The sequence below is a fragment of the Neoroseomonas lacus genome (genome assembly GCF_014644535.1).
GTDB lineage: Bacteria > Pseudomonadota > Alphaproteobacteria > Acetobacterales > Acetobacteraceae > Neoroseomonas > Neoroseomonas lacus.
This window is the reverse complement of the sequence record NZ_BMKW01000013.1, coordinates 74682-100327: the sequence shown is the minus strand read 5'-3', so window position 1 is coordinate 100327 and position 25646 is coordinate 74682. Positions and strand designations below refer to the sequence as shown.

At 71.9% G+C, this 25646-nt stretch carries 20 protein-coding genes; 15 read left to right on the top strand and 5 right to left on the bottom strand.

Annotated features, from left to right (window positions below):
- The first annotated feature begins 107 nt into the window (after window positions 1-107).
- Together IEY36_RS23685 and IEY36_RS23680 are read left to right on the top strand one after the other, a co-directional pair.
- Window positions 108-557: a hypothetical protein gene (locus IEY36_RS23685; RefSeq protein WP_188971526.1), complete on the top strand. Its 450-nt coding sequence runs from the start codon at window positions 108-110 to the stop codon at window positions 555-557.
- 13 nt (window positions 558-570) lie between these two features.
- Window positions 571-1677: an alanine racemase gene (locus IEY36_RS23680; RefSeq protein ID WP_188971524.1), complete on the top strand. Its 1107-nt coding sequence runs from the start codon at window positions 571-573 to the stop codon at window positions 1675-1677.
- A gap of 170 nt (window positions 1678-1847) precedes the next feature.
- Here IEY36_RS23680 and IEY36_RS23675 read toward each other — a convergent pair whose 3' ends face one another.
- Window positions 1848-3113, bottom strand: coding sequence for an MgtC/SapB family protein (locus IEY36_RS23675; protein WP_188971522.1), 1266 nt, complete (start codon window positions 3111-3113; stop codon window positions 1848-1850).
- 79 nt (window positions 3114-3192) lie between these two features.
- Here IEY36_RS23675 and IEY36_RS23670 point away from each other — a divergent pair, with 79 nt between their 5' ends.
- The 3 genes from IEY36_RS23670 (at window position 3193) to IEY36_RS23660 (ending at window position 5676) form a co-directional block, all read left to right on the top strand.
- Window positions 3193-4017, top strand: coding sequence for a HesA/MoeB/ThiF family protein (locus IEY36_RS23670; protein WP_188971697.1), 825 nt, complete (start codon window positions 3193-3195; stop codon window positions 4015-4017).
- A complete protein-coding gene (gene fabG / locus IEY36_RS23665) occupies window positions 4014-4718 on the top strand; it encodes a 3-oxoacyl-ACP reductase FabG (protein WP_188971520.1) in 705 nt (234 codons plus the stop codon). Before IEY36_RS23670 ends, fabG begins: the two co-directional genes overlap by 4 nt.
- A gap of 274 nt (window positions 4719-4992) precedes the next feature.
- A complete protein-coding gene (locus IEY36_RS23660) occupies window positions 4993-5676 on the top strand; it encodes a YjbF family lipoprotein (protein WP_188971518.1) in 684 nt (227 codons plus the stop codon).
- Here IEY36_RS23660 and IEY36_RS23655 read toward each other — a convergent pair.
- From IEY36_RS23655 to IEY36_RS23645, 3 genes are all read right to left on the bottom strand, one after another.
- Window positions 5657-6715, bottom strand: a complete 1059-nt coding sequence (locus IEY36_RS23655) for a glycosyltransferase family 4 protein (RefSeq protein ID WP_188971516.1) — start codon at window positions 6713-6715, stop codon at window positions 5657-5659. The genes IEY36_RS23660 and IEY36_RS23655 overlap by 20 nt on opposite strands.
- A 369-nt stretch (window positions 6716-7084) precedes the next feature.
- Window positions 7085-9184, bottom strand: a complete 2100-nt coding sequence (locus tag IEY36_RS23650) for a YjbH domain-containing protein (RefSeq protein ID WP_229681534.1) — start codon at window positions 9182-9184, stop codon at window positions 7085-7087.
- A 542-nt stretch (window positions 9185-9726) separates the two neighbouring features.
- On the bottom strand, window positions 9727-12432 hold the full coding sequence (locus IEY36_RS23645; protein WP_229681533.1) for an SLBB domain-containing protein: 2706 nt from the start codon (window positions 12430-12432) through the stop codon (window positions 9727-9729).
- Window positions 12433-12517: 85 nt separating this feature from the next.
- On the opposite strand from IEY36_RS23645, the gene IEY36_RS23640 reads away from it, so the two are divergent.
- The 10 genes from IEY36_RS23640 to IEY36_RS31145 all read left to right on the top strand — a co-directional run bounded on the left by IEY36_RS23640 (window position 12518) and on the right by IEY36_RS31145 (window position 24532).
- Window positions 12518-14449: a heparinase II/III domain-containing protein gene (locus IEY36_RS23640; protein WP_229681532.1), complete on the top strand. Its 1932-nt coding sequence runs from the start codon at window positions 12518-12520 to the stop codon at window positions 14447-14449.
- A complete protein-coding gene (locus IEY36_RS23635) occupies window positions 14449-15387 on the top strand; it encodes a hypothetical protein (protein ID WP_188971514.1) in 939 nt (312 codons plus the stop codon). Before IEY36_RS23640 ends, IEY36_RS23635 begins: the two co-directional genes overlap by 1 nt.
- Before the next feature lie 453 nt (window positions 15388-15840).
- Window positions 15841-17067, top strand: a complete 1227-nt coding sequence (locus IEY36_RS23630) for an O-antigen ligase family protein (protein ID WP_188971512.1) — start codon at window positions 15841-15843, stop codon at window positions 17065-17067.
- Entirely contained in the window at window positions 17036-17632 is a 597-nt protein-coding gene (locus IEY36_RS23625; RefSeq protein ID WP_188971510.1) for a sugar transferase, read from the top strand. Before IEY36_RS23630 ends, IEY36_RS23625 begins: the two co-directional genes overlap by 32 nt.
- Window positions 17633-17671: 39 nt before the next feature.
- Window positions 17672-18865 (top strand): DegT/DnrJ/EryC1/StrS family aminotransferase, encoded by a 1194-nt coding sequence (locus IEY36_RS23620; RefSeq protein ID WP_229681531.1) that lies wholly within the window; start codon window positions 17672-17674, stop codon window positions 18863-18865.
- On the top strand, window positions 18862-20316 hold the full coding sequence (locus IEY36_RS23615) for a glycosyltransferase family 4 protein (RefSeq protein WP_188971508.1): 1455 nt from the start codon (window positions 18862-18864) through the stop codon (window positions 20314-20316). The genes IEY36_RS23620 and IEY36_RS23615 overlap by 4 nt, the downstream gene beginning before the upstream one ends.
- A gap of 31 nt (window positions 20317-20347) precedes the next feature.
- Entirely contained in the window at window positions 20348-21421 is a 1074-nt protein-coding gene (gene wecB, locus IEY36_RS23610) for a non-hydrolyzing UDP-N-acetylglucosamine 2-epimerase (protein ID WP_188971506.1), read from the top strand.
- 85 nt (window positions 21422-21506) lie between these two features.
- Window positions 21507-22694, top strand: a complete 1188-nt coding sequence (locus IEY36_RS23605; RefSeq protein ID WP_188971504.1) for a glycosyltransferase — start codon at window positions 21507-21509, stop codon at window positions 22692-22694.
- A gap of 287 nt (window positions 22695-22981) precedes the next feature.
- The gene (gene fdxA / locus IEY36_RS23600) at window positions 22982-23308 is read left to right on the top strand and encodes a ferredoxin FdxA (protein WP_188971502.1); all 327 of its coding nucleotides are present in this window, start codon (window positions 22982-22984) and stop codon (window positions 23306-23308) included.
- 210 nt (window positions 23309-23518) lie between these two features.
- Window positions 23519-24532 (top strand): CarD family transcriptional regulator, encoded by a 1014-nt coding sequence (locus IEY36_RS31145; RefSeq protein WP_268238180.1) that lies wholly within the window; start codon window positions 23519-23521, stop codon window positions 24530-24532.
- Window positions 24533-24619: 87 nt separating this feature from the next.
- On the opposite strand, the gene IEY36_RS23590 is transcribed toward IEY36_RS31145, so the two are convergent.
- The gene (locus tag IEY36_RS23590) at window positions 24620-25408 is read right to left on the bottom strand and encodes a Bax inhibitor-1/YccA family protein (protein ID WP_188971501.1); all 789 of its coding nucleotides are present in this window, start codon (window positions 25406-25408) and stop codon (window positions 24620-24622) included.
- Window positions 25409-25646: the final 238 nt, after the last annotated feature.

Genomic DNA, 25646 nt, shown 5'->3' with positions numbered 1-25646 from the left:
GTTTGCGTAAGCGCAGTCGAACGCAAACAGTTCCAAGCGGGCCTTGCGCGGCGCGTCGCCGTCGCGCGAGCCTGCCCGCCACCCACCCCTGTCCCGGGAGACGCCCCGTGCGCCGCCACCTGTTCGTCCTGACGCTGCTTGCCAGCCTACCCTTCGAAGCGCAGGCCGACCGCGCCTTCTGCGAGGGGCTGCAAGGCCTCGTCAACGCGGCGCAGAGCCGTTTCGACTGGCTGCCGACCACCGGGCGCAACATCCCTGGTTCCATCAGTGAAAGGCGCGGCGTCGAGGAAACCTCGAGCGGACCGCATGGCGTCTATTACGCCGTAATGTACCGCCACAATGGCCCCTCCGCCGAAGCGCAGCAGCACTTCACGCGCCTGCAGCGCGAGGTCGGTGCCTGCCTGACGGAGGGCAGCTTCCTCGGCGTCAATCCGGGCGGCGGCGGCAGCCAGGCCCGTTGGCAGACCCAATATGCCATCGTCGGGCTGCGCGTTGCCGATGGCGGCGGCGAGGTGCCGGAATCCATGGTGGAACTCTCGATCGCCTCGCGCTGGTAACCGGAATCGCATCATGACTCTCGATGACCTGCCCACCCCCTGCCTGGTGCTCGACCTTGGCATCCTCAAGGCCAATCTCGCCCGCATGCAGGCGGCGGTGGACCGCCACCCGGGGCTGCGGTTGCGCCCACACATGAAGACGGCGAAGTCTATCCCGGTCGCTGACCTGGCCGCCCCCGGCAAGGGCCCGATCACCGTCAGCACGGTCGCCGAGGCGCGGTATTTCGCTGGCGGCGGCTTCCACGACCAGATCTACGCCGTCGGCGTCACGCCGGCGAAGCTCGACGCCATCGCGGCGTTGAACGCGCAGGGCGCCGATGTGAAGGTGATCACCGACGACATCGACGTCGCCGCCGCCATCGCCGCCCATCCCGGCCCGCTGCGTGCCCTGGTCGAGGTAGATTGCGGCGAGGGCCGTGGTGGCGTCTCGCCCGGTTCCAACCTGCTGACCGAGATCGGCGGCCGGCTCGGCGCGCGCTGCGCCGGGGTGATGACCCATGCCGGCCACTCCTATGCCGAGCGCACGCTCGAGGGTGTCGCCGCGGTGGCGGAGGCCGAGCATCGCGGCGCCGTCCTCGCTGCCGAACGCCTGCGCGCGATGGGGGCGACGGTCGAGGTCGTCTCGCTCGGTTCCTCGCCGACGGCGCTGTATGGCCGCGACATGTCGGGCATCACCGACATCCGTGCCGGCGTCTACATGTTCGGCGACCTGTTCCAGGCGCAGATCGGCACCCATGGCATGGGCGATATCGCCGTCACCGTGCTGACCGCCGTCACGGGCCGCAAGCCGGACCGCAATGCGGTACTGGTCGATGCCGGGGCGATCGCCTTGTCGAAGGACCGCTCCACCGAGAAGGCGCCGAAGGATTACGGCTTTGGGCTGATGCTCGATGCCGATGGCAAGCCGAGCTTCGGCGAGGCCATCGTTGCCCGCGTCCATCAGGAACATGGCGAAGTGATTGGCAGCGGTCCCCTGCCTTTCGAGTCACTGCCGATCGGCGCCCTGCTGCGCATCGCGCCCAACCACACCTGCCTGACTGTCGCGGCGCATGACCGGTATTATGTCGTCAATGGCGGGCGTGAGGTGATCGCCACCTGGGAACGCGTCAACGGCTGGTGAGGCTTGGCGCCGGTCAGCGTGCCTGCCCTCCCGTCGATTTCGCAGAAATCGAGCGAAGGTGCAGGAAACTGAGTTTCCTGCCGGGGTGCTCGAGGGGCGGCGCCCCTCGACCTTCACGAACGACTCAAACTGAGTTTCCTGCCGAGATGCTCAAGGGGTGACACTCGCCCCTACCGAATTGTCAACACCAGCACCGCCCCCCCTGCGCTGAGCGCGATCAGCGAGCCGATCCCATAGGATCGCCCATAAGCCCGGTTGCCCAACGCCGCGGCATAGACGGCCTTGGCGATGATGTTGCTCGCCACCGCGACGGCGATCGCGCGCGCCGCGAGGGCCGCCGTGATCACCTCCGGCACCAGCTGCGGCACCGACAGGGTGATGGCATCGACGTCGGTCAGCCCGGTGACCGCCGAGATGACGATGACCGCGGCGCCGCCCAGCCATTCCGCCCCAAGCTTCGCCAGCGCGCCGACGGCGGTCAGCAGCGCGGCCATGCGCAGCACCGAGGCGATCTCGAAGGGATTGTCCGGCGGTTTCGGGGCGTCATCCGCCGTGGTGCCGCGCAGCGAGAGCACCAACGCCATCGCGCCCATCGCCATCGCGGCGGCGAGCAGCGCCGGCCACAGCACCCGAGCGACCTGCGGTGCCACCAGCATCGCCAGCACCACGGTGCGCAGGCAGGACACCGCGCCGGCCACCATCGCCCCGGCCGCCAACCCCCGTGTCGGGCCGCCCTGCATCGAGGCGGCGGCATTGGCCAGCGTCACGGCGGTGGAGGTCACCAGCCCGCCCGCCGCGCCGGCCAGCAGCAGCCCGCGCCGCTCGCCGCCGAGCTTCACCGCCAGGTAGCCGAGGAAGGAAATGCCCGCGAGCAGGATAGCCAGCAGCCAGGCCTTGTGAAGATTGACGCCGGCCAGCCAGCGCACCGGCTCGTCCGGCACCAGCGGCAGCGCCAGCAACGTCATCGACAGCAGCACGATGGCGGAGCGCATCTCCGCCCAGGTGATCCGCGACATCAGCCCATGCAGCGATTCGCGTGCCGCGAGCACCGCGACCATCGCCACCGCCGCCGCCCCGGCGGCTTCCCCTTGGCCCAGGACCGCCAGCGCCCCGAGCGCATAGGTGCCGATGGCGGCGACCAGGCTGGTGGCGCTGAAGCGGTCCTCAGCCTCGGCCTCGCGGAGTTCGAGCGGCAGCAGCACGGCGACCAGCGCCAGCAGGCCAGCAGCCATCAGCAGCGCGCCGCCAAGCGGCCCGCCGGATCCCGCCAAGGCGGCGAAGACGCCCCCGGCCAGGCCGATCAACGCGAAGGTCCGCACTCCGGCGGTGCGCCGGCCCGGCGAGGCGTCACGATCGCGCCAATGGCGCTCCGCGCCCACAAGCAGCCCGATCGCCAGCGCCACGGCCAGCCGGCGGATCAGATCCTCCCCGTTCATCGGTGCATTTCGCGCCACGGGGCGGTGCGCGGCAAGGGGTGCCTTGCGCCGGGTGGCCGGCCGCGCCCATATCCCGGCCATGGAGCTCGACTTCACCGAAGCGGAATTGCACCGCTATTCCCGCCATATCCTGTTGCAGGAGGTGGGGGCCGTTGGCCAGGCGCGGCTGCGCGCGGCGCGCGTGCTGATCGTCGGCGCCGGCGGGTTGGGCTCTCCGCTGGCGCTGTACCTGGCCGCGGCCGGGGTTGGCACCATCGGGCTGATCGATGACGACCGGCTGGAATTGTCGAACCTGCAGCGCCAGGTGGCGCACACCACCGCACGGATCGGCCGCAACAAGGCCGACAGCGCGGCCGAGACGCTGCACGCGCTGAACCCCGACACGCGCGTCGAGATCCATGTCCGGCGCATGGATGCCGACGCCGCGCAGGACCTCATCCCGCGCTACGACATCATCTGCGACGGAACCGACAATTTCGCGACACGCTTCCTGCTCGGCGATGCCTGCCACCTGCTGGGCCGGCCGCTGGTCAGCGCGGCGGTGCTGCGCTTCGAGGGGCAGCTTTCCGTCTTCGCCGGCCATGACGGGACCTGCCCCTGCCATCGCTGCCTGCACCCCGAACCGCCGCCCGAAGGCTTGGTGCCGAGCTGTTCGGAAGCCGGCGTGCTCGGCGCCGTCACCGGCGTGATGGGCACCTTGCAGGCGACCGAGGTGCTGAAGCTGATCATCGGCATCGGCGACCCGCTGAAGGGGCGGCTGCTGTTGTGGGATGCGCTCGATGCGCGCTTCCGCACCGTTCGGCTGAAGCGCGACCCGGCCTGCGCGTTGTGCGGGCCTGAGGCGACGATCCATGACCTCTCGGCGCATCGCGACATGGCCGGGCCCGTCTGCGCCGCCGAATGAGGCGGGCGCTCGTCACCGGCGGCGCCAGTCCCATCGGGGCGGCGATCTGCCGCGCGCTGGCTCGCGACGGCTGCGCGGTGATCGTGCACGCCCACGCCAATGCGACGCGGGCGGCGGCGCTGGCGGCGGAGATCGGCGGCAGCGCGGTAAGTTTCGACATCACCGACCATGACGCCACGCTAGCCGCCTGCGAGGCGCTGCTGGAGGCTGGCCCGATCCAGGTGCTGGTGCACAATGCCGGCGCGCATGACGACGTACCGATGGCGGCGATGACCGAGGCGCAGTGGCGCCGGGTGATGGCCGTCTCGCTCGATGGCTTCTTCCATGTCGCGCGGCCTTTGCTGCTGCCGATGATGGGCACGCGGCAAGGGCGGATCGTCGCGATGTCCTCGGTCTCGGCGATCATGGGCAATCGCGGCCAGGCGAATTACGCCGCCGCCAAGGCCGGGCTGATCGGCGCGGTCCGCGCGCTGTCGCTGGAATGTGCGCCGCGCGGGGTGACGGTGAACGCGGTCGCGCCGGGGCTGATCGACAGCCCGGCGATCACCGCCGCGGTGCCGCCCGAGGCGGTGAAGCAGATAGTGCCCGCCCGGCGGCTCGGTCGGCCGGAGGAGGTGGCGGAACTGGTGGCGTTCCTGTGCTCGGACCGGGCTGCGTATATCAGCGGGCAGACGGTGTCGATCAACGGGGGGATGGCGTAGCGGCGGGCGATCATGGCGGCATCGCGCCAGGGAACTCTCCGACGGTTGTAGCCAGGGAGCAATCGGGCGGCGGCACCGCGCGAAGGGGCCGGCGGCCACGGGATCGCTCGCAGCGCCATTTCCATCACACCAACAACGCCGGGTGCTCGAGATACAGGGGGCAAAGCCCTTCTCCGATGCGCCACCAACACACCGCCGCCCCGTTCAGCGCTGCCCTCGATTGCCAAGGCATTTCCCCAATAGGTTTATCATATCAGCATGATATTCTCGCATCATGCGTTGGCCCGTCCTGCTCTGCCTGCTGCTGCCCACGGCCTGCGGGCCTTTCCTCAGCGATGACATCGTGCCCGCCGCCCTGATGCCGGACGGGCTGACCGAGGCCATCTTCGGCACCAGTGAACCGTTGGCGGAATGGGAGTCCGAGCCAACCGAGGCGCCGCAGGGCGAACCCGCGCTGTCGCTCAGCCTTGGGTCGCGTCGCGGCGTGGCTGTCCTGTTGCAGGAGGAGGGCGAGCGCCGCCTCTGGCGCACCCCAGGCGGCGTCGCGGTCGCGACCGATGGCGCGCGCGTCGTCGCCACCGCCGGGCTGCGCCAGGTGCTCGCCGCCACGCGCTTCGACGGCACCGACCTCCTGGCGCGGCTGCCGGAACTCGGCCAAGGCGAATTCCGCGCCACGCGCGTGGTGGATTTGATGCGCTCGGCCACCAACCCGACCCGCATGCGCTTCGGCGTGCGGCTGAATTGCCGGATGATCGTGGGCCCGGCCGAGGTCGAGGACACGCTGCTGGTCACCGAGATCTGTCGCGGCGACGCCAGCTTCACCAACCGCTTCTGGGCCGATGCGCGCAACTACGCGGTGTTCCGCTCCGAACAATGGGTCGGCGATGACATGCCGCCATTGGTGGTCGAGGTGGTCACCGCCCCCACCTCGCCCGAGATCATCCTGCTGCCCAGGTAAGCCCCGCGCGGCGCACCCGCCGTGCCACATACAGCGCCCAGGCGAATTGCAGCGCCAGTGCCGGCAGCACGATCAGCGGCTTGGTTTCCGGCGTCAGGCGCAGGAACAGCGCGATCAGCGCGCCGTGGAACAGCACGAAGCCCCAATGCGTCGCCGCCACGGCGCGCACGCCGAGGCCGGAACGTTGCGCCATCTGGTACAGATGCGTCCGGTGCGCCGCGGCGACGCGTTCGCCCCGCAGCGCCCGGCGGACCAGGGTGAAGGCGGCATCGAACAACAGCCCGAACAGCAGCAGCGGCACGATCAGGAACGACACCGCGGCGGCATCGAAATGCGCCGCCGCCACGGCGAGCACCGCCATCATGAAACCGAGGAACTGGCTGCCGACATCGCCCATGAAGATGCGCGCCGGATGCAGGTTGAAGGGCAGGAACCCGGCCAGCCCGGCGGCGATCAGCAGGGAGGCCGCATAGACGAACCAGCCGCCCTCATCGCCCGCCACGACGCAGAGGATGACGGCGGCGAGGAACAGCGACCCGCCGACCAGCCCGTCCAGCCCATCCATGAAATTGACCGCATTGGTGCAGCCGACGATCCAGAACAGCGTCAGCGGCACGCCGAGCCAGCCGATCCAGACCTGCCCGACCCAGGGCAACGCCAGGCGGTCGAGCACCAGCCCCGCCGCCACCGCGACCAGTGCCGCCAGTGCCTGCGCGGCGAGCTTCACCGCGAAGCGCAGGTCCGCCACGTCGTCCCACAGCGACACTGCTGCGATCGCCACCGCCGCGCCGATCACGCCGAGGAATTGCGGCGGCGGTAGCCGGGCGTAGTCCGCCCCGACGTACAGCGCCGCCATGCCGGTGACGAAGGCCAGCACCACGCCGACCCCACCGCCGCGCGGCGTCGGCCGGGCATGGGATGACCGCTCATTCGGGTGGTCGAGGATCGGATAGGCGATCATCAGCCGCACCGCAGCCGCGGAGAGCAGCGCGAGACACAGCGCGAAGGCGAGATGCCGTAGGACAGCGTCGATCAGCATGGGGAGGCGGCTATGCCCCGGCCAGGGCAGGGCGTCCAGCGGCGGGGTGCGCCGGACCCGGGCGCGCGACGGTATCGGCTGGTGCTTGGAGAGGGGCGCCGCCCCTCTCCAAGCCTCACCCCGCCAGGGTGCCGAGCACCCTGGACCGCCTGATCGGGTGCCGGGCAAGGCTGCTGTGCCGATAGTGGGATGGCGCGTGCGGCACGGTGCCCGGAGAGATTTCCAGGCGCCGGGCACAGTGCACCCGCCGCCCTGTCCAACATCAGGTATCGGTTTCCAAAGGCCCTTAGGCCTTTGGTGGGGTGAGGTCCGGAGAGGGGCAAAGCCCCTCTCTGGTTCCTCATCGCCAGATAACGCCGCGCGCTCTTCTCACCGCGTGAACCACGCCACCCCGCGCCGCAGCGCTTCTTCCCGCCCATCCCGCGTCACCTCCCAGAGCGGATTCTCCACCGCCAGCCGCTGCCCGCCATCGCGCTGCACCGGACGGATCACCGCGCCGAGGTTCGAGCGCGTCTGCACCCCGAACAGGTCGAGTGGCACACGGATGAAGATCCCCTTGTCAAAGGACCCTTCGCCGAATTGCTCGAAGGACGCGCTGGTCAGCGTCGCGAAGGCGCCGACCTCGATGCCGGAATCGAAGCGCCGCGCCACCTCGATGGTGCCGCCCCAATCGCCCGCCAGGTAGCGCCCGCCACGCAGCGTCGTCGTCAGGTTCCACCACGGCAGGTCGAGGTAGAGCGACACCTGTCCCGTCGTCACCCGGTAGTCCTGCACGCCGAAGCGCTGGTCGAAGTCGCGCTGCGCGACGTAGTTGATGTCGAGCCCGATGGCGAAGGGCCGGTCATGCGGCCGCCACAGCACCTCGCCCGAGACGCCGGCGAACATCGGCTCCAGATACCCCGCCGTCGCCCGCGCGAAGACATCGGGCGCGACTGACCAGATGCGTTCGGCATAGAGCGAGGTGACCGCCAGGTTCTGCCCCTGGTCGGCATAGAGCGCGTAGTCCGAGCGCACCGGCTGCAGCAGCGAGTCCGACGGCGCCGCGCCATCGAGATTCTGCGCCACCACCTGCGCCACCCCGCCGGCGATCGAGAAGCCGGCGCCGAGTTCGACGCGCGCACCGGCCACCACGGCCGCCTGCCACAACACGCTGCGCGACGGATCGCCCAGCACCAGCCGCACGCCGGGCTCGATATGCCAGTCGAAGAACGGGCCGGGGGCATGCACGGCATCCTCGAAGCCGTCCCCCGGCGCCATCAGGATGGCGGTGGCGAATACCTCCTCGGCGCTGCCGTGGCCTTGCGCCGCGGCCTCCATCGCCGAACGCAGCACCAGGATGCGGGCGATCTCCACGCCCGACAGCGACCAGGCGACCACGACGCGCTCCACCTGGCGCGGCAGCAGCGGCTGCGCCGCGCGCAACACCCGCCCGACCACCTGCGCCAAGGTGCGGTACCGCCCGTCACCGACGGCGATGCGCGCCTCGTCCCTTTCGATCGCGACGGCGCGCGGGCTCAACCCGGCCTCGCGCAGCGCGGCGAACAGCCGTGGCGCGATCAGTCGTGCCTGGGGTGAGGCATCATCCGGCCGCGCCGTCATCGCCGGCGGCGGGCGCATCGGCACGCGCGGCGGATCCGCCGGATTCATCCGCACCGAGGCGCGCACCAGAACATCCGTGCCGTTAACATACTGGATGCCGACATCGAGCCAGTCATTCTGCCATTGCAGCCCGGCATTGACCCGCGACGCCGCAAGCCCGCGCAGATTGGTCGTGCTGCCCGGATAGCCGCCGCGTTCGTCGCGCAACTGGTCGCCGCTGAACTCGACCTTGGCGCGCAGCCCGTCCAGCACACCCCAGGGCGTGTCGATCGGCGGCACCGACCACTCGATGCCGCCGAAAAAGGCGATATCCTGGCCGTGAAAATAGGTCCCCCAGCGCGGCGTGCCGCCCTGGCCGACATCGCGCTGGCGGTCGGCGAAGCCGCTCCACACATCGGTCAGCAGGTTGGCGGTATCGGCATAGGTGCCGAGTCGGCCCCAGCCGACGCCGAGGGTGAAGTCGAAATCCCACAGCCGCTTCGAGGCGACGAGGTACTCGCCGCCATAGATGCCGGTGCCGGCGAGGTCCTGGATGCCCAGGGCCAGCGCGGGGCGCCAGTCATTCTCCTCCCACAGCCGGATCTTGATGTCGAAGGAGCGGTCGGTGGTCATCCCCTCGCCGGTGGTGCCGTTCAGCCGTTCGCTTAGCCGGAAGGTGGTCTCCAGCCACGGCAACGCCTGGAAGCTGAGGAACCAGAAATTACGCTGGTGACGCAGGCCGAAGCCGGCCTCCAGCGTGCCATCGGGACGGAACCGCGCATTGCGCATCTCGATCAGGCCGACACCACCCCAGTCGGAGCCGGAGCCCTCGACCATCTGCTCGACATCCTGGGCGCGGGCCGGGGCGCAGAACAGCAGGAGGAGCGCCACCGCAAGGGCGAGACGGCGCGCCGTGGGCTCAAAGAATGGAGGGGCTTTGCCCCTCCAAACCACCCCACCAAAGGCCGAAAGGCCTCTGGACACCGATACTTGGTGCTCGGCGCCACAGATAGGATCAGGGCCGGGATTCGCCTCCGTGCCCAATGCGCCCGTTGTCTCCGACCAGGCCCACCCGCCCAACACCAGGTATTGGTGTCCAGAGGTCCTTAGAGGCTGTTTGGAAAGTCCGGCACCGGCCCGCACCCCCGCCCGGCCACCCACGTCAGTATCCTGGAATGGGTGGCCGGGTGCGGGCCGGTGCCGGACCCGGAAACACGCCGGAAGGCCTGTTTCCAAACGGACTCTTAGGCCTTTGGTGCGGGGCGTGAGGCACTGCCTCACGCGGAGGGGGCAAAGCCCTCTCCGGTTCCACCCGCCGCGCACACCGCCCGGCAACCGCGCCCAAAGCCCGCATACGGCATTCCAAAGGCCCCGGGCCTTTGGTGGGGTGGCCTGGAGGGGCGACGCCCCTCCAACCTTCATCGGCGCCACCCCTACTGCCCGGCCTCGCGCGCGATCACGGCCAGGGCGGCGGCGGAGACGGAGATCTGGCCGAGCACCTGGGTCAGGTCGCGCACGAAGCCCCATGTCTCATAGGGGCTGGGGTCCTGCGGCACGACCACCAGGGATCCTGGCGGGATCGGTGGCCCGCCCTGCTGCCAGGCCGACAGACCCGCTGCGGTGGATTGCCCGTTGGGCAGCACGATGAAGGCGCGCGACGGGTCGGCGAAACGCTGCGTGCCGCCCGAGGCGCGCACGTAATCCGAGGCCCGCCAGCCCGAGCGGAACTGCAGCGACCCCGGGTTCAAGATGGAGCCCACCACGGTCACCTCGTTCGGCCGCTTCGGGATGGCGATGATGTCGCCCGGTTCCAGCAGCACGTCGAGTTCGGGCCGGGCGGCGAGCAGCACCGGATTGGCCTCCACCACCATGCGCCCGGCCGCCCGCGCCTCGCGCAGCGAATTGGCCAGCTCCCGCCCGGCGGAGATGGCGGAACCGAGGTCCGCGCGGGTGCCGCGCGACCCGGCCACCGCTTGGCCCGAGGCGACCTGGATCAGGCTGGTCTCCAGCTCCCGCGCGGTGCGGGAGAAGCCTTCCTGCTGCCGCTCCCGGACCGAGGCGCGGGTGAAGACGGCGCCATAGGGGTAGGCCTGCGGCGTCATCCCGCCGGCGCGGCCGATGATCTCCGAGAGCCGCTCGCCGCGCCGGATGTCGTAGCTGCCGGGGCGGAGGAACTCGCCGACCAGGATGACCGGCCCGGTGTCGCGGTCGCCGAAGCTGCGCGGGATGCGGATGGTGTCGCGCGGGGAGAGCCGCACCGCGGCGAAGTTGCGGCTGGACAGGTCGAGCCTGGTGCGCGCCAGCGGGATCGCCCCGCCGGCATCGGTCGGTTCGCGGGCGAATTCCACCACGCGCAGATCGGCCGCATCCGACAGCCCGCCGGCGGCGGCGATCACCTGGTCGAGCCCGGTATTGTCGGTGATGGGAAACACGCCGGGCACGCGCGCTTCCCCGGTCAACACGATCGACTGGTCGAGCAGGAAGGTCGGCAGGTCCGGGTAGTCGAGATAGACCTGCGGGCAGGCGGCGCTACCCAATTCGGGGAAGCCGGCGCCCTTCACATAGGCATAGCGCTGCGACGAGGCGCGTGAGGCCAGCGCCAGCGCGGTCATCGCCGGGCAGTCCACGGCGGCGACACCATTGGGCGCGGCCTCGGCCGCCTCGCCGCGCAACGCCCGCTGCACCGCCGGGGAGGTCAGGAACACGATGTCCGACCGGGCGAAGACGATGACCTCGTCGCCCTCCTGCAGCGCCAGGTTGGCCTGGCCTTCCAGCACGCGGCCGAGGTCGAAGCCGACGAAGTTGCGCTGCCCGGTGCGCCGGTCCGCCCGCCACACCACGCCGAGCCGCACATAGGGGTCGTTGCGCAGCAATCGCCGGTCGGAGATCAGGCCGCGCAAGGTCTGCGCCTGCCGCCCGCCGCTCGCCGCGCGGGTCACCGGGATCGCGACATGGCCCATCAGCCGCACGGTATTGGCGACGACATCGGCGCCGGGCTGCACCAGCACCGCATCGCCGCGCCGCACCGTCGAATTCGGCGCGAGTTCGGCGAAGGACCGCCGCCCGGCGCTGTCGCTCTGCTGCACCAGCAGGCGGTTGCCGCCCTGGCGGATGGTGCCGCCGGCCAGCGCCAGCAGCTCCGCCAGCGGTGCGGCGGCCTGACGGGCCGGCAGTTCATAGATTGCCGGCCGCGCCACATCCCCGGCGACGGCGACGGTGCCGCCCACCGGCGGGACGATGATGCGGTCGCCCTCGCGCAGTGAAAGGTCGGCATCGCCGGGCGCATCGGCGATCACGGTGTAGAGGTCCAGCACCCGCCGCCCGCGCGGCCCCTCGATGCGGATGGCGCGCAGCGAGCCGGTCTTGCGCACGCCCCCTGCGGCCGAGAGCGCATCGAGTACGGTGGACAGCGCATTGAGCGGCTGGAAACCCGGATGCAGCACCTCGCCGGCGATGAAGATGTTCATCTGCCGCACCTGGCCGATCGAGACAAAGACCTCCGAGCCGCCCAGGTCGCGCGTGGCGATGCCCTCGAGTTGCGCCCGCAGATCCTTCAGGCTGCGTCCGGCAGCGGGGATCGGCGCCAGGTCCGGCAGCAGCAGCGTGCCGTCGCGCCCCACCCGCAGCGTTAGAGTCTGGCGGGCGCGGCCGCGGAAGGCGACGATCAGCTCGTCATCGGGGCCCAGGACATAATCTTCCGGCAGGGCGCCAAATCCCTGCGCCGCGCCGGTACCGCCGCTCCGGAAGGTCTCGTAGCCGAATTGGCGCAGCGGCGGCGGGTCGAGCCGGGCGGCGAAGAAGGCCTCGGCCGAGGAGAGTGGGTCCTCCGGCGTGGTCGGCGCGGGCAGCGGCTGGGTGGCGAAGGCCGGGGCGATGATTGGCGCGCTGCGCGGCATGCCCGGCGGCGGCCCGCGCGTCGCCCCGCCATCGAGCAGCCGTTGCAGCAGGTCCTGCTGGGTGCCCGGCGGCAGGTTCGGCAGCGGCGTGCCGTTGGGCATGATGGGGGGCAGGGTGGGCGGCGCCAGGAACGACGACCCGCCCGGCCCGGTCTGGCCGAAAGCCGCCGCCGACAGGCCGAAATAGCTGGCTACCAGCACCGCCATGATCCGGCGGAGGCCCATCATACGCACAGCGGGCATCGGGCTTAGTGGCACAGGGTGACGAACGCCTAGCGACAGTTTGGAAAAGTATTATACAACTTACAGGCGATTGTTAACCTGTGGATTGCCCGCCCTGACCGAGAGCGTCACCCTGGCCGAGGCTGCCGTGCCCGCCGTTCGCGGTGACGGTGCTTGGGTGCGGGTCTCCCCGCGGTTTTGGCTGCTCGCCGATGCCGCCTGGCGGCTGGGGCCGCGCGCCTGCCTGTTGGCGGGGTGGCATCGGGCCTGGCGGCGCAGCGGGCTCGCCGCGCGGGCGCTGCGGGACGTGGCGCTGCCGGATGGGCCATTCCTGCCGCACCGTCTCTCCGAGGCGGTGGGGCAGGGCGACGCTGCCGCGCTGGCCGCCGCCGCCGAGGTTGCCCTGGCGCCCGGCTGGCATGGCGCCTTCCCCGCCGATGTGCCGTCGCTGGGGCTCGACCTGTTCTCGGCCGGCGACATCCGTCCGGTCTGGGAGGCGAACCGGCTGCTGGCGCTGCCCTTGCTGGCCAAGGCGGCGCGGCTGGCGCCGGGCGGCGGGCATCTGGCGCGGGCCGAGGCGGTGCTGCGCGACTGGGCCGAGGCCAACCCGTCCTATCGTGGCCCGGCCTGGGCCTGTGGGCAGGAAGCCGCCTTGCGGGCGGTGCATCTGTGCTTGGCGCTGGCGTTGCTGGAGGCGGACCGTGCCCCCGCGCCGGCGATGCGGGCGCTGCTGGGCGTCCATGCACGACGGATCGCGGCGACGCGCGCCTATGCCGCCGCGCAGGACAACAACCATGTGATCAGCGAGTTGGCCGGCCTGTTCGTTATCGGCCTGGTGCTGGGCGATGCGGCGCTGGCGCGGCGAGGTGCGCGGGGCTTGGCGCGGGCGGTGACGCGGCTGGTGGCGCCGGATGGCGCCTTCGCGCAGGCCTCGCCGGGCTATCATCGGCTGCTGCTGGACACGCTGGTGGTCGCCGAATGGTTCCGCCGCCGCCATGGCGCGCCGGCGTTCGCCGCCCCCTTCGCCGACCGCGCGGCGGCGGCGACGCGGTGGCTGGATCGCGTGATGGACCCCCGGACGGGCGCACTGCCGCGCTGCGGGCCGGTGGATGATTCAGCCCTGGCGGACCTGTCGCTGCATGGCGCCCTGGACGCGCGCGGCAGTGTCGGCCGCGCGGCGGCATTGTTCCTTCCCGATGTGGGTTTTGACGACGCCGATGCTCCGCCCCGCTTGGCGCCAGGAGGCGTAAGCGAGAGCCCCACCGTCGCGCTCGATGTGGGTCGCGACGACGCGGACGCCCCGCCCTGCCCAAGGCCAACAGGAGGTGTCCAGAGGCCTTTAGGCCTTTGGTGGGGAGGTCCGGAGGGGCGACGCCCCTCTGGTGGTGCCCCGCTCGCCTGGCGCAGCGAAGGCTGGCTCGGCCTCCGCACCCCACGCTTCCAGGCCCTGCTGCGTACCGGCGCCCCCCTGCGCTTCCGCCCGTCCCAGGCCGACCTGCTGCATCTTGACCTCGCCCTCGATGGCGCCCCGCTACTGACCGATGGCGGCACCGGCGCCTACAACCCGCCATCCGGCTTCAGCTGGTGGACCGAGGTGCTGGCCGGGACCGCCGGCCACAACACGGTGCAATTCGACGACGAAGACCAGATGCCGCGCGTCGGCCGCTTCCTCTTCGCGCGCTGGCCGCGCTGCGTGGCGGTGCCCGGTGGCGCGACGATGCGTGATGCGCGGAGCCGGCGGCATGAACGGCGGCTGCACGCCACGACGCACAGCGTGGTCATTGAGGACGAGGTCGCCGGCCCCTTCGCGGGGTTGGTGCTCCGCTGGCGCCTTGCGCCCGGGGCATGGCGCGTGACGGCCGATGGCGCGCAAGGTCCGCGCGCGCGGCTGCGCCTGGCGGCCGATGCACCCTGCCGCATCCGGCTGGCGTCAGGCTGGCACAGCCCGGCCTATGGGCGCGTCGACCCGGCGACGGTGCTGGAACTCGCCGCCGTCGCGCCGGTCTCGCGCTTGACCACCGTGGTCGAGGCCGGCTGATGCCCCTGCCGATGCTCCTGGCCGGGCTGTGGCGGTGGCGCTGGCGGCTGTTCGGCATCATCGCCGCGGTGTGGGTCGGCGGCGTGACGGTGGTGATGGTGATGCCGCGCGCCTTCGTGGCGCAGGCGGTGGTGGCGCCGGCCGAGACCACCTCCTTCGCCGTCTCCTCGCTGCTCTCGCCCTCGCCCTTCGCGCCGGCGGGCCTGCTCGACACCCGGCCGAACGGGAACTTCGCCGTCTATCTCGGGGCGCTGCGCTCGCCCGAAGCCGCGGCGATGCTGGTGCGCGAGACGGCGATCGCCGCCGCGCTGACGCAACGCCGCCGCGCCGGGCCCGGCGGTGCCCTGCGCGAGTTGTTCGGCCTGGACCGCGAGGTCGACGCCGATGACGTGCTCGACTGGCTGACGCGCAACCTGGCGGTGACGCAGTCGCTCGCCTCGGTGACCTGGACGCTGGAGATCGGGCAGCAGGACGCAGGCCTGGCGCTTTCCATGCTGCGCCACCTGCATGCCTTCGCCGAGGCCAAGGTGCGCGCCGACCTCGCCGAACAGGCCGGCCGCCGCGTCGCCGCGCTGGAGCGGCGCATCGCGCGCGAGACCGACATCTTCCTCCGCAACAGCCTGTACGAGTTGCTGGCCCAACAGCAACGCGCCGGGCTGGTGGTGGCGGCCGACGAGGTGGTGGCGGCGCGGCTGGTCTCGGCGCCGATGGTCGAGGCACGGCCCTCCCTGCCCAACCGCCCGCTGCTGGTGGCGCTGCTGTGCGTGACGGTGCCGATGGCGGTGCTGCTGGGGGCGATGGCGCTGCTGCTGATGCGCTACGACCCGACTGCGGCGCTGCTCACCACCGCCGAGCGGGTGCGGCGGGAGCCGGAGCTGGTGGTGGACCGGCCGCGCCGCGCCACCCGGCGGTCGCCGGAGGTGGCCAATGGGGATTGAACGGGGATGGCATTCCCCCGCCCGCGCGAAGATTGGAGGGGCTTTGCCCCTCCAAGCCAACCCGCCAAAGGCCCGAGGCCTTTGGACACCATTGCGGGGCGCAGGGCATGACCGTCAGGGTCGGGACCCGAAGGACCTGCCGTGCCCGCCGTGGCGCGTATTGGTGGGGCCGCCCCTGCTGCCCAACGCCAGGGATCGGGCAAGGCAGGCATGCCGGCAAGACCGAGGATGCCCGACGCCCGGAGCCTGGGAATCCTTGGCGCCGTTATGCCCGCAGCGCGTGTCGTCGCAGCATCCAAACCTTGATGCCTGGCGCTCGGTTCCGGCGGTCCAGGGTGCCGGGCACCCTGTGGGACCCCATCGGCATTGCAGGGCAATGTCGATGGGAGCCCGTGGTGAGGTGAGGTCTGGAGAGGGGCGGCGCCCCTCTCCATTCGCCAGCGCCGCCCCGCCATGACCGCGCTCGCTGGCCTCTTCGCCGCTATCCTGCAATTCGCCGGCACCCTGAAATCCACCCCCCTCGGCACGGCCCTGCCGGTCGACCTGACCGCCGTCGCCGCCCTCGGGTTGCTGGCCGCGCTGGTGCTGGTGGCGGCCGGCTGCGCGTGGCGGGCGGACCCGCTGCTTGGCCTGCCGCTGGCCGCCTGTGGTGCCTTGTGGCTGTGGATGGTGGTCGCCGGCGCCTGGAGCCCCTCGCGCGGCATCCTCGCCGCCAAGCTGCCGGACGCCGTGCTGATGGGTCCGGCGATGCTGGCGGCCGGCATGGCGGTGGCCGCGCGGGACCGCGCCCTGGCGTGGTGCGCCGATGCCACCGTAGTGATCGGCGTCGTCGTCGCCACCGCCATCGTCTGGGGCTTGGCGCATGACAGCATCGTGCTCGGCGGCCTGCCGGGGGCGAGCCCCGACCAGCTCCGCGTGCAGTACCAGATCGCCGGGTTGACCATCGCCTCGGCCGCGGCGGTGGCGGCGATCCGGGCGTCTGAGACCGCGCGCCTGCCGGCCCGGCTCGGCTGGGTGGGGCTGACGGCGCTGCTCTCGGCCGCCTCGCTGATGCCGGGCGGGCGGGCGGCGCTGGCGGCGCTGGCTCTCGCCGTGTCAGTCGCGCCGGCCATTGCCCTGTGGCGCGGTGGTCGGCGCGGCGTCGCACTGCTCTGGCCGCTGGCCGTGGTGTTGGGGGTGGCGGCGGTGCTGACGGCGGTGCTGTCGGACCCGCCGCTCGCCGCCGGGCTGCGCACGCTGGAACGACTGTCGGAAGGTGAAGTGGCGCAATCCTCCGGCCGCCTGCCGCTGTGGCGCGCCGCCGCCGAACAGGGCGGCGCGGCCACGCCCTGGGGGCTGGGCACGGGCGGCTTCACCATCGCCGCCGGGCATGGCGAACGGCGCGGCCTCTACCCCCACAACCATTTGCTGGAGGCCCTGGCCGAGGGCGGCTTGCCGGGCCTGACGCTGTGGCTGTTCGCCTTCGGCGGCGGCGCGCTGGTGGCACTGCGGCTCGGCGCGCGGGCGGCGCCCGGCGATGCGGCGCGGGTGGCGGCGCTGGCCTTGCCGGTGGCGCTCTCGGTCATGGTCTCGACCGACCTCGGCAACCGCATGGCCTGGTTCGCGCTGGGGCTCGCCCTCGGCCTCGGCATCACGGCGACACCGCGACATGTACCGGCGCTTCGGCAAGCGGAGCTTTGACGTTATCGCCGCGGCGCTGCTGCTCGCGGCGCTGGTGCCCGTGATGATTGGGCTGGCGCTGCTTGTGCGGCTGGCGCTCGGTCGGCCGGTGTTGTTCCGCCAGACCCGCGCCGGCCGCGACGGCGTACCCTTCACCCTGCTGAAATTCCGCAGCCTGCGGGACGGCCCCGGCGACGATGCCGCCCGCATGACGCGCACCGGCCGCGCGCTGCGGGCTGTGGCACTCGACGAATTGCCGCAGCTCGTCAATGTCTTGCGCGGCGAGATGAGCCTGGTCGGCCCGCGCCCCCTGCCGCTCGACTACTTGCCGCGCTTTACCGCCCGCCAGGCGCAGCGGCTGACGGTGCGGCCGGGCCTTGCCGGCCTGGCGCAGGCGGCTGGGCGCAATGCGGTGCCATGGGAGGCGCGGCTCGAACTCGATGCGCGTTACGCCGAGGCACCGCCACGCCTGACGCGCGACGTATGGCTGCTGCTGCGCTGCGCGGCGCTCGCCGCCACGGCGCGCGGCGCGACCGCACCGGGCCACGCCACCATGCCGGCGCTGCAAACGAAAAAAACAATATAACCCCTGGTTGATTTACGAATCATTGCATAACGTATCCAGGTGACATATCTCGCGCCGTTTCGCCCCGCCGCCCGGTCCCTCGATGGCCTGACCGCCGAGGCTTCGCCGCGCCGGATTCACCTCTCCCCGCCACATCTGACCGGGCGTGAGGCAGCGGCGGTGCAGGGCGTGCTGGACAGCGGCTGGGTCGCCCCCGCCGGGCCCGCCATCACCGGCTTCGAGGCCGCCGTCACCGCCGCGACCGGCTTTCCGCATGTGCTCGCCACCGCCTCCGGCACGGCGGCGCTGCACCTGGCCTTCCGGGTGCTCGACATCGCGCCGGGCGACGAGGTGTGGGCGCCGGGCTTTACCTTCATCGCCACCATCGCGCCGGCGGTGCAGATGGGCGCGGTGCCGCGCTTCCTCGATGTCGACCCGGCCTCCTGGACGCTGGACCCCGGCCTGCTGCGGCGGGAATTGCATGCGGCCGCGGGGCGCCGGCAACTGCCGCGCGCGGTGGTCGCGGTGGATATCTACGGGCAGAGCGCCGAACTCGATGCCATCCTCGCCGCCTGCGGGCGCTGGGGCGTGCCGGTGATCAGCGACAGCGCCGAGGGTCTCGGCGCCAGCCTGCATGGCCGGCACGCCGGGCGCGGCGCGCTGCTCGCCGCGCTCTCCTTCAACGGCAACAAGATCGTCACGGCGGGCGGCGGCGGCGCGCTGGTCGCCGATGACCCGCTGCTGGTCGCCCGTGCCCGCCACCTCGCCCACCAGGCCAAGGACCCCGCGCCGCATTACCAGCATTCGACGAGTGGGCATTCCTACGGGCTGTCGTCGCTGCTGGCGGCGGTGGGCACGGTGCAACTCGCCGAACTCGGCCGCCGCGTGGCAGGCCGCCGCGCCATTTTCGACCGCTATGCCGCCGCGTTCGCCGACCTGCCGGGCATCGGCTTCATGCCCGAGGCGCCCTGGGGCCTGGCAACGCGCTGGCTGACCGCCATGCTGGTCGACCCCGTCCGCTTCGGCATGGACCGCGAGACGCTGCGCCAGACGCTCGACGCCGCCGGGATCGAGAGCCGGCCGGTCTGGAAGCCGTTGCCCGACCAGCCGGTGTTCCGCGACGCGCCGGGCGCCGGCGGCGCCGTGGCGGCGGCGTTGTTCGCACGCGGCCTGTGTCTGCCTTCCGGCACCGGCATGACCGAGGCGGAACAGGACCGCATCATCGCCACGATCCGGGGGGCGTGCCGGGCATGAGCCTGCGCGTCCTGTACCTGCACCAGCACTATTCCTCGCCATCCGGCAGCACCGCGACGCGAAGCCATGCCTTCGCCCAGGCGCTGGCGACGCGCGGCCACGCGGTGACGATCGCCTGCGGTCGCTATGACGGCGCGACGACCGGCCTGGGCGGCCCATTCCGCCGGGGCTGCCGTGCCGGCCGGGTCGGCGGCGTCGAGATCATGGAATTCGACATCCCCTGCGCCAATGCGATGGGCCTGCGGGCGCGCACGACGGCCTTCCTGCGCTATGCGGCGGCGGCGACGCGGCTGGCGCTGACGCGGCGCTTCGACGTGGTGGTCGCCTCCTCCACGCCGCTGACCGTGGCGGTGCCGGCGCTCGCGGCGCGCGCGCTGCGCGGAACGCCCTTCATCTTCGAGATCCGGGACCCCTGGCCCGAACTGCCCCGCGCCCTGGGCGGCGTACCGGGCCCGGCGCTGGCGGCGATGGAGCACCTCGCCAATGCCGCCTGCCGCCGCGCCGCCGCCGTCGTCGCGCTGACCGACGGCATGGCCGAGACCGCCCTGGCCCGCGGCACCGACCCCGCGCGCGTCCATGTCGTGCCGAATGGCTGCGACCTCGGCCTGTTCGGCCCGCATGTCGCCGGCTGGCGGCCGGAACAGGCAGGCCCGACCGAATGCCTCGCCCTCTATGCCGGGGCGCATGGGCGGGCGAACGGGCTAAGCACGTTGCTCGATGCCGCCGCGATGCTGCGCGCGCGGGGCGAGACGCGGCTGCGCCTCCTGCTGGTCGGCGAGGGCGCCGAGAAGCCGGCGCTCATCGCCCGCGCCCAGGCCGAGCGGCTGATCAACGTCACCTTCCTCGATCCCATGCCGCGCCCGGCCCTCGGCGCGCTGCATGCCGGCTGCCAGGTCGCGCTGCACCTGTTGGCCGATGTACCAGCCTTCGCCGAATGGACCGCACCCAACAAGCTGATGGACGGCCTCGCCGCCGGCCGGCCGGTGGTGACCAACCAGCCGGGCCGCGCCGCGCGGCTGGTGCAGGACGGGCCTTCGGGCATCGCCGTGCCGCCGGGCGATGCACCGGCGCTGGCCGATGCTCTGCAGTGCCTCGCCGGCAACCCGGCACAGCGAACGGCGATGGGCATCGCCGGGCGGCGCCAGGCTGTGACGCGCTGGGACCGCCGCCTGCTCGCCGAACAATTCTGCGCCGTCGTGGAAGCCGCGGCATCGCGACCATCCAGCCGGCCCAGCCCCGCGGGCGGTGGAGCGGATCCCATTCGGATTGAATCATCCGGATGGGCGAAGATGCTCGCCCGGACCACACCGGAGGGGTTCAACGCTCAGGGGAACCGCTCGCGCGCGCCTTCCGATCCCTCGGATTCGGCCGTGGCCCGCGCAGCCACCCACCCGCCCAGCGAGGATACGGCCGTCAGACGGCCGGGTAGGGTGCGCGCCGGTGCCGCCTGATCGGAAGCCGCTCCGAGGGAGCCGACCTGCCATGAGTCTGCCGGAAATCCACCTTGTCGCCGCGGCGCGGCCGAACCTGCCTAAGCTCGCCGCACTGTGGCATGCGCTCGCCGAGGCTAGGCCGATCTGCACCCCCGTCCTGCTGCACACCGGCCAGCACCACGACGCGGCGATGTTCGGCGACCTGCTGGAGGATCTCGGCCTGCCGGCGCCGGAGATCGCGCTCGGCATCGCGGGCGGCAGCCATGCCGAGTTGACCGGGCGGACGATGATCGCCGCTGAGGCCGCCTGGCAGCGGCGCCGCCCTGCCCTGGTGGTGGTCGCCGGGGATGTCGATGGCGCGCTGGCGGCCGGCCTCGCCGCGCGCAAGCTCGGCATCCGCGTCGCGCATCTGGAGGCCGGGCTGCGCTGCGACGACCGCGACATGCCCGAGGAGATCAACCGTCGCGCCCTCGATGCCATCAGTGACCTGCTCTGGGCGCCGGACCGCGAGGCGGCGATGCGCCTGGTGGCCGACGGCTTCGGCGCCCATCGCGTGCGCGCCGTCGGCAATGCCATGGTCGATACCGTGCTGCGCCACCTGCCGCAGGCGCGGGAACGCGCCCTACCGCAGGCCCTGGTGCCGGGCGGCTACGGCGTCGTCACGCTGCACCGGCCGGCCAATGTGGATGAGCGGCGCGCCCTATCGTCCCTGTTGAACGGACTGGCCGCAGCGGCACGGCACATGCCCTTCGCCTGGCCGATACATCCGCGCACCGCGGCGCGGATGCGCGACTTCGCCTGCACCCCGCCCGAGGGTGTCATCATGCTGCCGCCGCTGCGCTACCTCGATTTCCTCTCGCTGATGGCGCAAGCCCGACTGGTCGCCACCGACAGCGGCGGCGTGCAGGAGGAAGCCTCGGCGATTGGCCTGCCCTGCCTGACGCTGCGCCCCTCCACCGAGCGGCCGGCCACCATCGCGGCCGGCGGCAACCGGCTGGTGACGCCTGAGACCCTGTCGCGCGCCGTGCTTGACCCGCCCGGCCGGGCGCGGCCGATCCCGCTGTGGGACGGCGAGGCGGGCACGCGGATGCGCCAGCATCTGGCCGAGGTGCTGGCGGCGTGACAGATCCGGTCGAGACGCGCCGCACCGGCCCATGGTCCTGGCATGACTGGCCGGGTGAGCGGCGGGCCGCATGGCCGGATGGCGGATGCTTGAACGGGCACTGACCGCGAGGCCACGCCTCGCGCCGGATGGCGCCGGGCGGCTTTGCCCCGACGACGCGAGTCTGGCGGCACCGCGCCCGGTGTTGCTGCTCTCGGCGGCGCATCCGCCGGGCGACACGCGGGTGGTCCGCAAGGAGGGCGCGGCGCTGGCCGCCGCCGGTTGGCGCGTCGTGCATCTGTGCCCCGGCGAGGCCCGCACGCTCATCGACGGGGTCGAGATCCTGCCGCACCGTCACCGTCGCCTGCGAGGCCTGTGGGCGCTGGCGCGCGACGCGGCGGCGCTGCGCCCCGCGGCGATCCACGCCTCCGAGCCCGATGCCTGGCTGGCGGCGCTGATCGCCGCCCGTCGCTGCGGCGCGCACGCCGTGCTGGACGTGCATGAACACTACCCCTCGCGGCTCGATGCGCGGCTGCCGGCGATGCTGCGGCCGCCGGTACGCGCCGCGATCGCCGCCGCCTGCCATGTGATGGGTCGGCTGGCCGATGCGGTGGTGGTGGCGAAGGACGGGCTCGACGGTCCCTTTGGCGGTACCCGGGTCGTCGCCGTGCGCAACTACGCTCCGGCGCCGGTCGCCCCGCCGCGCGCGCATGGGCCGGGGCCGCTGCTGCTCGGGCATCTCGGGGCCGTCACGCGGGCGCGGGGCTGGCCGTGCATGCTCGATGTGCTGGCGCGCGCCGACCCGGCGACGCGGTTGCTGCTGATCGGCCGCTTCACCGATGGCAGCGAGGCCGAGTTCCATGCCCGCGCCGCGGTGCTGGGCTTGGCCCACCGGGTCGAGGTGACTGGCTGGCTGCCGCAGGCCGAGGCGTTGCGCCGGCTGCGGGGATGTGATGTCGCGCTGGTGCTGTTCCAGCGGGGCGAGGAAAACCATCGCCTGGCGCTGCCGCACAAGCTGTTCGACGCGATGGCGGCCGGGCTGCCGGTGATCGCGCCGGATTTCGCCGAGGAGGTCGCCGCGGTGGTGCGCGCGGCCGGCTGCGGGCTGCTGGTGGACAGCGGCGATGCGGCAGCCGTCGCCGAGGCCGTGGCGACGCTGGCCGACCCGGCCCGGCGCCGCGCGCTGGGCGAGGCGGGCTGGCGCGCCGCGCGGGCCGATTATGCCTGGGAGAGCGAGGCGGCCCGGCTGGTGGCGCTGTACCACTCGCTGCGGATCGGCACCGGCGGTGGTTGAAGGGCTTCCGTCGTGGCGGATGCGGCGCCGGCTGGCACCCTCATGCGGCCACCCGTCCCGGATACGGTCGCCGTGACAGGCGTTGCGGGCCGGTGCCGCCCGATCGTCGACGGCCCGGATCGGGGTCGCGAGGGGCGGCGGCCCCACGTCCATCCCGTGCCGGCCGGCGCATGGTCGGCTCGCGCGGCCATCGCGCCCCAGCCCTGTGCGCAGGACGTCTTGCGACCGGGGCCCCGCGCAGCCATTTTGGGTGCGCCGCAACCACGAGCACCGGGGGCTCTCTGCCCGTGACCTACGTCGTCACCGAGAACTGCATCAAGTGTAAGTACATGGACTGCGTCGAAGTCTGTCCGGTGGACTGCTTCTACGTCGGCGAGAACATGCTGGTCATCCATCCGGATGAATGCATCGACTGCGGCGTGTGCGAGCCGGAATGCCCGGCCGAAGCCATCGTTCCCGACAGCGACGACAAGGGGACCGCCTGGCTTGAACTGAACCGCACCTATGCGACGCAATGGCCCAACATCACCCGCAAGGGTGAGGCGCCGGCCGATGCGGATGAGTGGAAGGACAAGCCGGGCAAGAAGGAATTGTTCAGCCCCAACCCGGGCTGAACGAGGCGTCCGCACGGAGGCGGGGGCCGCCCCGCCGGCACAGCCGCGCCCGCGGGGTGACGGGGGGCGTTTTTTCTGCTATGGTTTCAAATGGATGGCCGTGCTGCGCCATACGGCGTGTCGCGGTCATGGCATTTTCGGCTCGGGCCTGACCGGTCCGGGCTCGGCCGCAACGCCGGCGGGCGTTGCGGGAGCAGGAGCGACTCCGCGATGAAGGCAACGGCTCGCCCGACGGCGCCGACCAAGTCCCGCACCACTGCCAAGGCGGCAACCGCCACCAAGCCGAAAGCCAAGATACCGACGCCGCCCACCAAGACCAAGGCCGCCGCCAAGGCGGTGAAAGTGCCCACCAAGACCGCGGCGAAGCCCGCGGCCAACACCAAGGCCACCCCGATACCAATGCAAAAGACCAAGGCGCCCACCAAGGCAGCCCCAGCGGCAAAGACGGCCGCCCCGCAGCCCGTGGCGGCGGAACCGAAGCCCGTGGCGCCGCGCGCTCCGGCCCCGCCGGCGGTCACCACGCCGGTCGCGCCGCTGGCGCCGTCGCGCACGCCGATCCCGCCGCCGCCCTCGCGCGCGATCGTCTCCCCGCCGCCGCCGCACCGCCCGCCGCAGCGGCCTTCCGCCTCGCCGGCGATGGTCGCCGCCGCGGCCAAGGCGCCGCCGCGCCAGAAGGAGGACTTCAAGGCCGGCGACCACGTGGTCTACCCGACCCATGGCGTCGGCCAGGTCCAGGGCATCGAGACGGTGGAAGCCGCCGGCTATTCCCTGCAGGTCATCGTCGTGACCTTCGAGGAAAACCGGATGACGCTGCGCGTCCCGGTCAACAAGGCGGCCTCCTCCGGCCTGCGCAAGCTGGCCGCCGGGGCGGCGATGCAGGTGGCGCTCGACACGCTGAAGGGCCGCGCGCGCATCAAGCGCACCATGTGGTCCCGCCGCGCCCAGGAATATGAGGCGAAGATCAACTCCGGCGACCCGCTGCAGATCGCCGAGGTCGTGCGCGACCTGCACCGCAATGCCGGCCAGCCGGACCAGTCCTTCTCGGAACGGCAGATCTACGAACAGGCGCTCGACCGCCTGGCGGCCGAGGTCGCGGCGATCGACGCCACCGACAAGCAGGGCGCGATCGACAAGATCCTGATCTACCTCGGCAAGGCGGATAAGGGTGACAAGGGCGGCAAGGCCGACGCCGCCGACAAGGAAGCGGACGACGTCGAGGACTGAATCGGCCCACAGGGTCGGACACGAAAAAGGCCCCGGGGATCGCTCCCCGGGGCCTTTCCTTTGGCCGGCCTGTCGGGCCGGGCCGGATCAGTTCTGGCGCTGGCCCATGAAGGACAACAGCAGCTGGAACAGGTTCACGAAGTTCAGGTACAGCGCCAGCGCGTCGAGCACGCTGCGCTTGCCGGCTTCCTCGGTGCCTTCCGCATAGGCGTAGGACAGGTAGTCCGCCTTGATGCGCTGCGTGTCATAGGCCGTCAGGCCGACGAACACGACCACGCCGATGACGCTGATGGCGAAGGCCAGCGCGCTCGAGGCGAGGAAGATATTGACCACGCCCGCGATGATGATGCCGATCAGGCCCATCATCATGAAGCTGCCCATCTTCGTCAGGTCAGCCTTCGTGGTGTAGCCATACAGGCTGATGCCCGCGAACATCGCCGAGGTGATGAAGAAGGTGCTGGCGATCGACTGCCCGGTGTAGCGCAGGAAGATGTTCGACAGGCTCGCGCCCATCGCTGCGGCGAAGGCCCAGAACAGTAGCTGCGCCGTGCTCTTGCTCATGCGGTTGATGCCGAAGGAGAGCACCAGCACGAAGGCGAGCGGCGAGAGCATCGCGGCCCAGCCGAGCAGCGTGGGGCTGACCACGCGCATGCCGTTCGCCGCGTAGCCGACCGACCAGAACAGGTTCATCAGCGCCGGGGTCGAGGCGACGACATAGGCAACGATGCCCGTCAGCAGCAGCCCCGACGCCATCCAGTTGTAGACCCGGAGCATGTAGGACCGCAGGCCGGCATCGACGGCGGCGGCGTCGGCGGTCGCGCTGCGACCCCAGCCGGGCGCACCCGTCGTGTATCGAGTGTCGGGACCTAAGGCCATGGTGTGGAAAACTCCTCCGAAGGGGATGATTCCCCGCTATGCAGAATATGGACACTTTTTCATCTGGATCAACGGGAGACCGTGGGCCCCGTCGGTCACCGATGATTGGCGCCGGCATTGAGATGGGATGCGGCTTGCCCGGCTGCATCCCCCGCCATGCCTCCCTTACAGGATCGCATGGCGGCGGTAGTCATTCGGTAAAGACCGGGACCGTTGCCGAGCGGCGACGGTCCCGGCC

Bases quoted from the DNA above. Each gene is read 5' to 3' on its own strand.
- IEY36_RS23680 (WP_188971524.1), top strand. From the start codon at position 571: ATGACTCTCGATGACCTGCCCACCCCCTGCCTGGTGCTCGACCTTGGC.
- IEY36_RS23675 (WP_188971522.1), bottom strand. From the start codon at position 3,113: ATGAACGGGGAGGATCTGATCCGCCGGCTGGCCGTGGCGCTGGCGATC.
- IEY36_RS23670 (WP_188971697.1), top strand. From the start codon at position 3,193: ATGGAGCTCGACTTCACCGAAGCGGAATTGCACCGCTATTCCCGCCAT.
- fabG (WP_188971520.1), top strand. From the start codon at position 4,014: ATGAGGCGGGCGCTCGTCACCGGCGGCGCCAGTCCCATCGGGGCGGCG.
- IEY36_RS23660 (WP_188971518.1), top strand. From the start codon at position 4,993: ATGCGTTGGCCCGTCCTGCTCTGCCTGCTGCTGCCCACGGCCTGCGGG.
- IEY36_RS23655 (WP_188971516.1), bottom strand. From the start codon at position 6,715: ATGCTGATCGACGCTGTCCTACGGCATCTCGCCTTCGCGCTGTGTCTC.
- IEY36_RS23645 (WP_229681533.1), bottom strand. From the start codon at position 12,432: ATGCCCGCTGTGCGTATGATGGGCCTCCGCCGGATCATGGCGGTGCTG.
- IEY36_RS23635 (WP_188971514.1), top strand. From the start codon at position 14,449: ATGCCCCTGCCGATGCTCCTGGCCGGGCTGTGGCGGTGGCGCTGGCGG.
- IEY36_RS23630 (WP_188971512.1), top strand. From the start codon at position 15,841: ATGACCGCGCTCGCTGGCCTCTTCGCCGCTATCCTGCAATTCGCCGGC.
- IEY36_RS23625 (WP_188971510.1), top strand. From the start codon at position 17,036: ATGTACCGGCGCTTCGGCAAGCGGAGCTTTGACGTTATCGCCGCGGCG.
- IEY36_RS23615 (WP_188971508.1), top strand. From the start codon at position 18,862: ATGAGCCTGCGCGTCCTGTACCTGCACCAGCACTATTCCTCGCCATCC.
- wecB (WP_188971506.1), top strand. From the start codon at position 20,348: ATGAGTCTGCCGGAAATCCACCTTGTCGCCGCGGCGCGGCCGAACCTG.
- IEY36_RS23605 (WP_188971504.1), top strand. From the start codon at position 21,507: ATGCTTGAACGGGCACTGACCGCGAGGCCACGCCTCGCGCCGGATGGC.
- IEY36_RS31145 (WP_268238180.1), top strand. From the start codon at position 23,519: ATGAAGGCAACGGCTCGCCCGACGGCGCCGACCAAGTCCCGCACCACT.
- IEY36_RS23590 (WP_188971501.1), bottom strand. From the start codon at position 25,408: ATGGCCTTAGGTCCCGACACTCGATACACGACGGGTGCGCCCGGCTGG.